Raw genomic sequence first — 9,615 nt, 5'->3', positions numbered from 1 at the left:
ACGCAACCTCGGACCGGCCGACAGTCGGAGCTACATCCGTCAAGCGAAAGTAACATCCTCAGGTGAGGCAATACGCGAGCGATATTTCGAAGCCGAAGGGAAACTCCTCCTCGGCGCGCGCCGGACCTGCCGCAACCGTGGTCGCGAGCAGCGCCAGGGCGACGGCTGTTCTGGTGCAATTCCGTGGAACCATGAACTCTCTCTGAGATCAGCGATGCGCTCTTCTATTGGACGCATCTGACGATGGCCAAGGCGGCCATGCGGAGACGAGTTCGTAGCCCGGGTGGAGCGGAACGCGCAACCCGGGACATCTGTGTCAGTGTCTACGAGCGGACCCGGGTTACGCTGGCGCTTCACCCGGGCTACGAGCCGGAGCGACTACTTCAGGACCATCTCCGTGAACGGGTAGACATAGGCCTGCAGCGTCACGAACAGGCCGACGAGGCAGGCCAGCACGATCGAGTGCAGGAACACGTAGCGCAGGATCGAGCCTTCATGGCCGTACCAGTTGGTCGCGGTCGAGGCGACCACGATCGATTGTGCGTCGATCATCTTGCCCATGACGCCGCCGGAGGAGTTGGCGGCGGCCATCAGGATCGGCGACAAGCCCAATTGCTCCGACGTGATCCTCTGCAGGTTGCCGAACAGCACGTTGGAGGCGGTGTCCGATCCGGTCAGCGCGACGCCCAACCAGCCGAGCAGCGTGCCGAAGAAGGGATAGAGCACGCCGGTTGCGGCGAAGGCCAGGCCGAGCGTAGCGTCGACACCGGACAGCCGCGTCAGCGTGCCGATCGCGAGCATCGCCGAGATCGTGATCAGCGAGATCGCGCACAGGCGGATGGTGCGGCCATATGCGGTGATCAGTTTCATCGGCGAGAAGCCCATCAAGAGACCCGAGATGATCGCCGCGATCAGCATGCCCGTGCCGGTGAAGGACAGCCAGGTGAAGCTGAACACGGCGCCTTCCGGCGTCGGCTTGGCGACAATCGGCGGCACCTTGTTGATGAGCTTGTCGAGCTCGGGCACCGGATAGTTCCAGACGAAATTGGCGTTCGCCCAGGCCTTGAACGCGCCGTTGCCCCAGATCAGCATCAGGATGCAGACGATGATCCACGGCAGAAGCGCGCTCCACAATTCGCCTTGCGTGAGCGGCGTCTTGTCCAGCGCCTTCGGCGCCGCCATCGTGGCGGCCGATTCATCGTGGCCGCGCAGCGCCGGCGACAGCCAGAGTTGCCGCGGCTGCCAGACGCGCAGGAACAGGATCAGGCAGCCCATCGAGATCAGCGAGGCGCCGATGTCGACGATCCAGGGATTGATGAAGTTCGAGATCACGAATTGCGGGACCGCGAAGGAGACGCCCGTGACCAGGATCGCCGGCCAGACATCCTTCATGCCCCGCCAGCCGGCGAACGCGCACACCACCCAGAACGGCACGATCAGCGAGAACAACGGCAATTGCCGTCCGACCATCGCGCCAAGCACGTAAGGGTCAAGCCCGGTGACCGAGGCGAGACCCAGGATCGGCGTGCCCAGCGCGCCATAGGCGACCGGTGCGGTGTTGGCGATCAGCGACAGACCGGAAGCCGCGAGCGGCGAGAAGCCGAGCCCGATCAGGATCGCGCCCGTGATCGCAACCGGCGTGCCGAAACCGGAGGCGCCTTCGAAGAACGCGCCGAAGGCAAACGCGATCAGGAGCAGTTGCAAGCGCCGGTCCTCGGTGACGCCGCCGACCGCGCGCTTCAGGAGCTCGAATTTCCCGGTCGCCACCGTGATCTGGTAGAGGAAGATGACGTTCAGCACGATCCAGCCGATCGGGAAAAAGCCGGTCACCACCCCGAGCAACGTGGCGCGGACCGACATGTTCACGGGCATGGTGAAGATGAAGATCGTGATCAGGTTGGTCACGATCACGGCTATGATGGCGGCGACATGCGCCTTCACTCTGCCGCTGGCGATCAGGACCAGCAGCGTGACCACGGGAACGGCGGCTGCGATCGTCGACAGCGCGGCGTTGCCGAGCGGGTTGTAGATTTGGTTCCACATTTTTGTTGTTCCTCCCCAAGGTTCCCCAGTGGCGGCTTCCCGCCGGCGGCTTGCGGCATGGACCCGGCGCACCGGGCGCAATCGAGTCGGCACCGCCGAAACGCTCACAACCTCGCGAAATCAGAAAGTCCGCCGCCCCGCGTCGCCCTGGCATGCTAGGGTTAACTATCATGCTGCGACAAGTGGACGCTGACCGAGGAACCCACGACTTTAGTCTGAAGGTTCCCTGATTGTCCCGTTTTTTCAAGCCTTTGTAGGCGGTCCCCCGGAGACGCTAATCTGTGAACAACATTCGTTCGACGCTCGCGACGGTGTGGCGCATTGCAGCGCCTTATTTCAACTCCGAAGACAAATGGGCCGGCCGCGGCCTGCTTGCCGCGGTCATCGCGATCGAGCTAGCGCTGGTCGCCAACGATGTGCTGCTGAACCAGTGGCGCAATCGTTTCTACAACGCGCTGCAGGAGCGGGACTGGGACGGCTTCGTCCGCGAGCTCATCGTGTTCTGCGTGCTGGCCGCGGTCCTCACCGTGCTGTCGATCTATCAGCTCTATCTCAACCAGTGGCTTCAGATCCGCTGGCGCCGCTGGATGACGAGCAAATATCTCGGCGAATGGCTGCACGATGCCAACCACTACCGCATGCAGCTTCACGGCGATGCCGCCGACAACCCGGACCAGCGCATCAGCGACGACATCAAGATGTTCGTTAGTCAGACGCTGGGGCTCGGTATCGGGCTGTTGAGCTCGATCGTGACGCTGGCATCCTTCGTCGTAATTCTCTGGGGCCTGTCTGCGGCGGCGCCGTTGCATCTGTTCGGCAGCGACGTCTCGTTCCCCGGCTATCTGGTGTGGGGGGCGCTGGTCTACGCCATCTTCGGCACGGCCTTGACGCAGTGGATCGGCTCGCCGCTGGTGCGACTCGATTTTGATCAGCAGCGGCTGGAAGCCGATTTCCGTTTCAACCTGGTGCGGGTTCGCGAGAACTCCGAACAGATCGCGCTACTCAAGGGCGATCGCGCCGAATGCGAGCAGCTATCGACGCGCTTCGGCCACGTGGTCTCCAACTGGTACGGCATCATGAGCCGGACCAAGCGGCTGACGGCGTTCACGCAGAGCTACTCGCAGGCCGCCGTGGTGTTTCCCGTCATTCTGTCCGCGCCGGCCTATTTCGCCAGCAAGATCCAGCTCGGAACCGTGATGCAGATCATGGAAGCGTTCGGCAAGGTGCAGGATGCGCTGTCGTTCTTCATATCGGTCTATCGCACCATGGCGGAATGGCGCGCAGTGGTCGCCCGTCTCGATGGCTTCGAGCGGTCGATTGCGAAGGCGGAGAGGCTCGCTACCGACCCCGCCGCGGTCAAAGCGGCGCCCGCGGCGAGCGATGCGATCGCGCTGCAAGAGCTTCTCGTGAAACTACCCAATGGCGCGCCGCTGGTCTCAGCGACCGGGCTCAAGCTTCGGCCCGGCGAACGCACGCTGGTGACCGGGCCGTCCGGCGCGGGCAAGTCGACGCTGTTCCGAGCGGTCGCCGGCATCTGGCCGTTCGGCAGCGGCTCGATCCTCATTCCCGAGCACGCCTCGCTGATGATGCTGCCGCAAAAGCCCTATTTCCCGATCGGCTCGCTGCACGCGGCGATCGTCTATCCCGCCGAAGCCGAAAAGTTCAGCGCCGACAGGATCAGCGAAGTGCTCGCCCAGATCGGCCTGCCGCAGCTCGCTTCACGGCTGGAGGAAGAGGGACACTGGAACAGGATGCTGTCGCTCGGCGAGCAGCAGCGCCTGGGGCTGGCGCGCGCGCTCTTGCATGCGCCCGACTACCTGTTCCTCGACGAGGCGACGGCCTCGCTCGACGAGCCTTCGGAAGCTGCCCTCTATCGTTTGCTGATGGAGGAATTGCCCGCCACCACGATCGTCTCGATCGGCCACCGCTCGACGCTGGCGGAATTCCATCAGCGCAATATCGCGCTGGTCCGCGATGGCGACCGGTTCGGGTTGCGCGATACCGCCAAAGTCGCCGCGTCGTCTTAAAGCGGGATACGCACGTCGTGCGTAGCCCGGGTGGAGCGGAACGCGCAACCCTGGACACCTGCATTAGCGTCTACCGGCGGTCCCGGGTTACGCTGGCGCTCCACCGGGCTACGGCGCTCAACGACGCAGTCGGCCCTGCTTGCGCAGCACGCGCCACCGCCGCAAATGAAAAGGGCGGCGGATCGCTCCGCCGCCCCCTTGATCCACGCGTGTGAAACTTACTTCAGGTTCGAGATCGCGGTCAGGTCAGCCGAGAGCTTGGCGATGCCCGTCGCGCCGCACCAGTTGGAGCTGAAGCCACCCGGGTTGATCGGCGTGAAGCTGCCGTCGAAGCGGGCGGTGTAGTCGCTGGTGAAGGCGTTGCAATCACCCTTCGAGAGGTTGGTGTCGGTGTAACGCAGATCCAGCGTGAACACCTTGTAGGTGAAGCCGATGCCGATATTCCAGGTGTTGTAGCTCGGCTCCGGGATACCACCGGGGAACGGTCCGCCGCCAAGCGGGCTGGCAACGGTGGTGCCATAGAAGGAGTCGGAGGTGCCAAGCCACTGCCGACCGAACTCACCCGAGACATACATGCCGATGCCAGTAGAACCGAAGATGGTCGAGGGCGCGGTCCACTTCGCGGTGACCGACGCGTAGTTGCCCCAGGCGCCGAGGTTCAGGAAGTTCGGCGAGTAGTACTCGTTGAAGCCAACCGCCCACTGGTCGTTGATGTTGATGTTGAGCTTGGCGTAGCCTTCATAGAAGCTCGCGCTCTTCTTGGCGAAGTTGCCGTTGATCGGCAGGCCGCCCGTGATCGGGTCAGAGTTGCCGAACGGGCTGGCGGCGCAGCTCGAGTCCGAGCCCGGAATGCCGGAGCCCGGGATCGCGGCGGAGTTGAAGCACGAGCCGCCCGGGTACAGGTAACCCCAGACACCGAAGTCGAAGGCGAAGATGCCGAAGGTCGGGCGGATACCGCCGTAGATGTCGATCTCGGCAGCGGCGCGGTTCGGGAAGGAGATGCTCTCGCCGGCGGCGCCGATGTAGAGCTGCAGGTCCTTGGTCACGTTGTAGCGCGGCTCGAAATAAGCGGCGACCGAAGGCTTGTGGTTCGACTGGGTGATGCCGCGGAACACGTAGTCGCTCATCAGCGCTGAGCCGAAGGCGAAATCCCAGGGTTCGAATGGGGGCGGCGGCGGCGCCTTAACGGCTTTCACGGCCATGTCGGCGGCCATTGCCGAGCTTGAGAACATTGCCAGCGCCGTTGCTAACAAAGCCAGTTTCTTCATGAAAGGATCCCCACACGTTCAAGAAAACAGTCCAGCTCCTCCGGCCCCCCGGGGCGAGCGATCTCCGACTGCGACCAAATTCCGCAGGCAATCTGGAACGCGATGCCCCTTGTGTTGAAGCAAAAAAGACGAGCATGTGCCGACTTTTTAGGCGTTCCGTCCTTTTTGAGAGAGGTTGTTGGCGGGTGTTGCAATCTCACAACAACTTTACCGACTTCCGTGCCTTGTGAAGTAAATCCGCACCTCTCCTACGTGGCGGAGTGAGTCTCTGCTGCAGCGGTCCGAGTCCAGGCGCCGCCGAATCATCGAGCCGTGTCGCCCCACAATCAGTGCTCCGGAAAGCGAAAGAGCCGCAGCGGTGAAGGCTGCGGCTCTCGCGTCAGGTGCTGCCTGGTTGCGTCAGGACGGACTAGAGGAGTCCTCCGAGCCTTCCGACCTCTCCGAAGGGCTGGGGGTAGCCCAGCTCGGACCGAGTTCGGGCTCCGGCGCGGGAGTGGGGGCAGCGACCGGTGCCGCCGGCTTGGGAGCTGCAGCCTTCTTTGCCGCGCTCTTCTTGGCGGCCTTCTTTGGCGCGGCCTTCTTGGCGACTTTTTTCACGGCCTTCTTTGCCGACTTCTTCGCGGATTTCTTGGCAGCCTTCTTGGCAGATTTCTTCGCGGTTCTCTTGGCGACCTTCTTCGCGGACTTCTTCTTGGCCGCTACCGCCTTCTTAGCCTTCTTGGCCTTTTTCCCCTTCTTACCCTTCTTCGCTTTAGCCATCGTGATCCTCCTGTTGCCGCTGATTCAGTCTATCGAGCGCTTCGAATAGTCCGCTTGCCCGGATCGGGATCGTGCTTGTTCGAAGCACCTCCCGCCCCGTCCTTTGTCGCGCATGGCCTCCGCGCAAACGCGTGCGCCTGTCGTGGAGAAAACCGCTACCCACGTCGCCCCAACACGGCCCCCGGGTCCGGTTCATGCGCGATAGGCAATCGATCAATTCACCCCTGGCCGAGGACCTCCTGTCGCCCAATCGAGAAGCTCAATCGTGTGCACCACAGGAACTGACGTACCGCCGGCAATCTGAACCATGCAGCCAATATTGCCCGCAGCAATCATGTCCGGCTTGATTGTCGCGAGGTTGGCGAGCTTCCGATCGCGCAACCTCATCGCAATGTCGGGCTGGAGAATGTTGTAGGTCCCCGCCGAACCGCAACACAAATGGCTCTCCGGCACATCTTTCACCACGAATCCATTCTTGGAAAGCAATTCTTTCGGAAGGCCTGTGATTTTCTGCCCGTGCTGCAGCGAACAAGCAGAGTGATAGGCGACGGTGATCTCGTCTTCGAGGCGCGGCGGATCGAGCTCGATGCCGGCCAGATATTCGGTGATGTCCTTTGCCAGCGCGGAGACCTTTGCGGCGGGAGCAGCGAATTCGCGGTCCTCGCGCAGCATGAAACCATAGTCCTTGATCACGGTGCCGCAGCCTGACGTGGTCACCAGGACGGCGTCGAGGCCGCGCTGTTCCGCCTCATTCCGCCATGCCGTGACGTTGGCGCGGGCGCGGGCGAGCGCATCGCCGTCCTGCCCGAGGTGATGGGTCAACGCGCCGCAGCATTGCTCATCCTTGACCAGCACCACCTCGACCCCGTGGCGGGTCAGCACGTTGATGGCGGCCTTGTTGATACGCGGAGCCAGCACCTGCTGGGCGCAGCCCTGCAACAGCGCGACCCGTCCCCGCCGTGTCCCAACCGCCGGGAACACACTTCCCGCCGACGGACCCGCCGGCGGCAGGTGGGATGGCGCCAGCGCCAGCATCGCCTTGATTCGCCGGAGCAGGCCTGGAGTGGCGTCAGCCCTTGGCGTCGGCAACAGTGCCGCGAACGGCCGGGCCAAGCGGGCCAGCACCATGCTGGTGCGGAAGGCGCCGGGTCGCGGCAGCACGAAGCCGAGCACGGAACGCAGCAGCCGCTCGGTGAACGGCCTCTGATAGTCCCGCTCGATCCTGACCCGGGCCTGGTCGACGAGGTGCATGTAATGCACGCCGGACGGACAGGTGGTCATGCAGGCGAGGCAAGAGAGGCAGCGGTCGATATGCTTGACCACCTCCGCCGTCGGCGGCTTGTCCTTTTCCAGCATCTCCTTGATCAGGTAGATGCGGCCGCGCGGACTATCGAGCTCGTCGCCGAGCAGCACATAGGTCGGACAGGTCGCGGTGCAGAAGCCGCAATGGACACAGGCGCGCAGGATCTTGTCGGCCTCGGCAATATCGGGATCGGCGAGTTGGGCGAGCGAGAATTCGGTCTTCATGATGCAGTCCCCCGCGTCAGCCGGCCGCGGTTGAGGATGTTCCTGGGGTCAAAGCTCTGGCGGACACGCTCGCTGAGATCGGCGAGCCCGCGGGGCTGCGGATGGAACACGTCGACGGCACGCCGCACCTCCTCGGAGGCACGGATCAGGGTGGCGTGGCCGCCGGCAGCCTCGACGCGGCCCCTGACCTGCGCGGCCTGCGCGTCCACCTTGGGCGGCACCGCCGCCCAGATCAATCCGCCGCCCCAATCGTAGACGACATCGCCGCCGGTCTCCCGCGCCAATGCCTGCCCGAGCGCGCCGCCCGAGGCCGGGGGACAGACGATCCGCCATACCGGCCAGGCGCCGAGCGCGCCAGCCGCCGCGAACGGCGCAACGTCGCGCAGCGCGCTCCAGATCGAGAGGGAGGCGGCGTCCTCGATGGTCTCGACCGCGCCGTAGGAGGCGAGCGTCTTGGCGAGGTGGGCCGCACGGTGCGCGGCCGATGCCGCAATCCCCTCGAGCCGCAACAGCGTGACGGCCTGCTCCGGCGCCCCAAGAGCAACGAGCGCAGCGTCGGTCGGACGGAACGCCGAATTGGGCAGATGCGCCGCCCCGGAGACATCGAAGGGCGAGCCGAGCGCCGCGGTCATGGCGCGGCCTGCGGTGACGTCGTCGAGACCGCGCAGGATGAGCGTGCGTTCGGCTTCCGGCTTCGGCATCACCTTCAGCGTCACCTCGGTCATCACCGCGAGCGTGCCCCAGGAACCGCTGAGCAATTTGCAGAGGTCGTAGCCGGTGACGTTCTTCACGACCTTGCCGCCGGTCTTGAAGCTGTCGCCAAAGCCGGAGACGGCATGGGCGCCGAGCAGGTGGTCGCGGACGCCGCCGGACTTGATCCGGCGCGGCCCGGCGAGCCCCGCCCCGATCATGCCGCCGATGGTGCCGCTCCCCTTCATGCCGAGCAGCACCGAGGTATCGACCGGCTCGAAGGCGAATTGCTGGTTCTTGGCATCGATCAGCGACTGCACGTCGGCAAGCGGCGCGCCGGCTTGCACAGTGATGATCAGCTCGTTCGGCTCATAGGAGACGACCGCATTCAGCGCGGAAAGATCGAGCACCGCATTGGTCGCCATCGGATGGCCGATTTCTCGCCTGGAACCGTGGCCGATGATCTCGAGCGGCTGCTCGGCGGCGATCGCCGCCCGCACCACCTGCTCGACGTCTTCAGCATCTCGTACCTTCCTGATGTCCACGCCTATCGTCCTGCCTTTCCACCGCAGCCGCTACCGTTCCCGCCATCCCTTCTATAGGCATCGATGCCGGACACAAGGGTACCGTGGCGGAAGATGGCGCTTCCCCAGTCGCCCGCCCGCGATCCATTCGGTACGCGATCCTGGCGCCTCCATATGCAGATATACTTCGATCAATATCGAAGCGATTTCGATCATAATTCGTCCTGTATCGAATTATCATCGGCAGCCGCGGATGTAGAAAGCGGCTTCCACGCAACCCAATCAAAGGAGCAATGGTTATGGGTCAATATGCAATCGACAAGACCGTGAAAGAGGCCGTCGATGGCAGCGGCTTGCTAGTGGTCGCGCAATGGGAGGCGAAGGAAGGTCAGGCCGACCGGATCGCCGATATCCTGTCGCGCTTCCTGCCCGAGGCACAGAGCGAGCCTGGTGCAAAGCTGTTCCTGATCTCGCGCGCCAAGGACAACCCGGCGCAGTTCCTGTTCTACGAACTGTTCCGCGACGAAGCCGCCTTCAAGGCGCATCAGGACAGCGCGCATTTCAAGACCTACATCGCCGGCGAAGCGCTGCCGCTATTGGCAAAACGCGAACGCCTGCAATACGCGCTGCTGTGACAGTCGATAGTCGCGTGTCGCGGTGCCAATTACTGCGTCCTCTCCCCTTGCGGGAGAGGGCTACTCCGGGGTCCTGACCGGCTACATGGGTAACAGAATAGACCGGCGACATGGGTAACAGGTCAACTGGTCGGCAAGGAGG

General features: G+C 63.8%; 8 protein-coding genes. 3 read left to right on the top strand and 5 right to left on the bottom strand.

The features are described from left to right. Positions 1–58 precede the first annotated feature (58 nt). Both AAFX91_RS34870 and AAFX91_RS34865 read right to left on the bottom strand, forming a co-directional pair. Positions 59–193, bottom strand: a complete 135-nt coding sequence (locus tag AAFX91_RS34870; protein WP_394569576.1) for a hypothetical protein — start codon at positions 191–193, stop codon at positions 59–61. Positions 194–378: 185 nt separating this feature from the next. After that, a complete protein-coding gene (locus AAFX91_RS34865) occupies positions 379–2,043 on the bottom strand; it encodes an L-lactate permease (RefSeq protein WP_130582630.1) in 1,665 nt (554 codons plus the stop codon). Positions 2,044–2,324: 281 nt separating this feature from the next. On the opposite strand from AAFX91_RS34865, the gene AAFX91_RS34860 reads away from it, so the two are divergent. Further along, positions 2,325–4,070 carry an ABC transporter ATP-binding protein/permease gene (locus tag AAFX91_RS34860; protein ID WP_394569575.1) on the top strand — a complete coding sequence of 582 codons (1,746 nt, stop codon included), beginning with the start codon at positions 2,325–2,327 and terminating at the stop codon, positions 4,068–4,070. A gap of 218 nt (positions 4,071–4,288) precedes the next feature. Here AAFX91_RS34860 and AAFX91_RS34855 read toward each other — a convergent pair whose 3' ends face one another. Then, positions 4,289–5,338 (bottom strand): TorF family putative porin, encoded by a 1,050-nt coding sequence (locus AAFX91_RS34855; RefSeq protein WP_282530295.1) that lies wholly within the window; start codon positions 5,336–5,338, stop codon positions 4,289–4,291. Positions 5,339–5,696: 358 nt separating this feature from the next. Here AAFX91_RS34855 and AAFX91_RS34850 point away from each other — a divergent pair, with 358 nt between their 5' ends. Continuing rightward, positions 5,697–6,146 (top strand): hypothetical protein, encoded by a 450-nt coding sequence (locus AAFX91_RS34850; protein ID WP_394569574.1) that lies wholly within the window; start codon positions 5,697–5,699, stop codon positions 6,144–6,146. Between the two features lie 164 nt (positions 6,147–6,310). Here the strand turns inward: AAFX91_RS34850 and glcF are convergent, their stop codons facing one another. Continuing rightward, the gene (gene glcF, locus AAFX91_RS34845) at positions 6,311–7,624 is read right to left on the bottom strand and encodes a glycolate oxidase subunit GlcF (protein WP_282530297.1); all 1,314 of its coding nucleotides are present in this window, start codon (positions 7,622–7,624) and stop codon (positions 6,311–6,313) included. Next, entirely contained in the window at positions 7,621–8,859 is a 1,239-nt protein-coding gene (locus AAFX91_RS34840) for an FAD-binding protein (protein ID WP_394569573.1), read from the bottom strand. Before AAFX91_RS34840 ends, glcF begins: the two co-directional genes overlap by 4 nt. 278 nt (positions 8,860–9,137) lie before the next feature. Here AAFX91_RS34840 and AAFX91_RS34835 point away from each other — a divergent pair, with 278 nt between their 5' ends. Beyond that, a complete protein-coding gene (locus AAFX91_RS34835; RefSeq protein ID WP_394569572.1) occupies positions 9,138–9,473 on the top strand; it encodes a putative quinol monooxygenase in 336 nt (111 codons plus the stop codon). The last annotated feature ends 142 nt before the right edge of the window (positions 9,474–9,615 follow it).

It is taken from the genome of Bradyrhizobium sp. 31Argb (assembly GCF_043638955.1).
Classification (GTDB): domain Bacteria; phylum Pseudomonadota; class Alphaproteobacteria; order Rhizobiales; family Xanthobacteraceae; genus Bradyrhizobium.
Note: the sequence above shows the minus strand (reverse complement) of the source record. Positions and strands in the feature narration are given on the sequence as shown.

Bases quoted from the DNA above. Each gene is read 5' to 3' on its own strand.
- AAFX91_RS34870 (WP_394569576.1), bottom strand. From the start codon at position 193: ATGGTTCCACGGAATTGCACCAGAACAGCCGTCGCCCTGGCGCTGCTC.
- AAFX91_RS34865 (WP_130582630.1), bottom strand. From the start codon at position 2,043: ATGTGGAACCAAATCTACAACCCGCTCGGCAACGCCGCGCTGTCGACG.
- AAFX91_RS34855 (WP_282530295.1), bottom strand. From the start codon at position 5,338: ATGAAGAAACTGGCTTTGTTAGCAACGGCGCTGGCAATGTTCTCAAGC.
- glcF (WP_282530297.1), bottom strand. From the start codon at position 7,624: ATGAAGACCGAATTCTCGCTCGCCCAACTCGCCGATCCCGATATTGCC.
- AAFX91_RS34835 (WP_394569572.1), top strand. From the start codon at position 9,138: ATGGGTCAATATGCAATCGACAAGACCGTGAAAGAGGCCGTCGATGGC.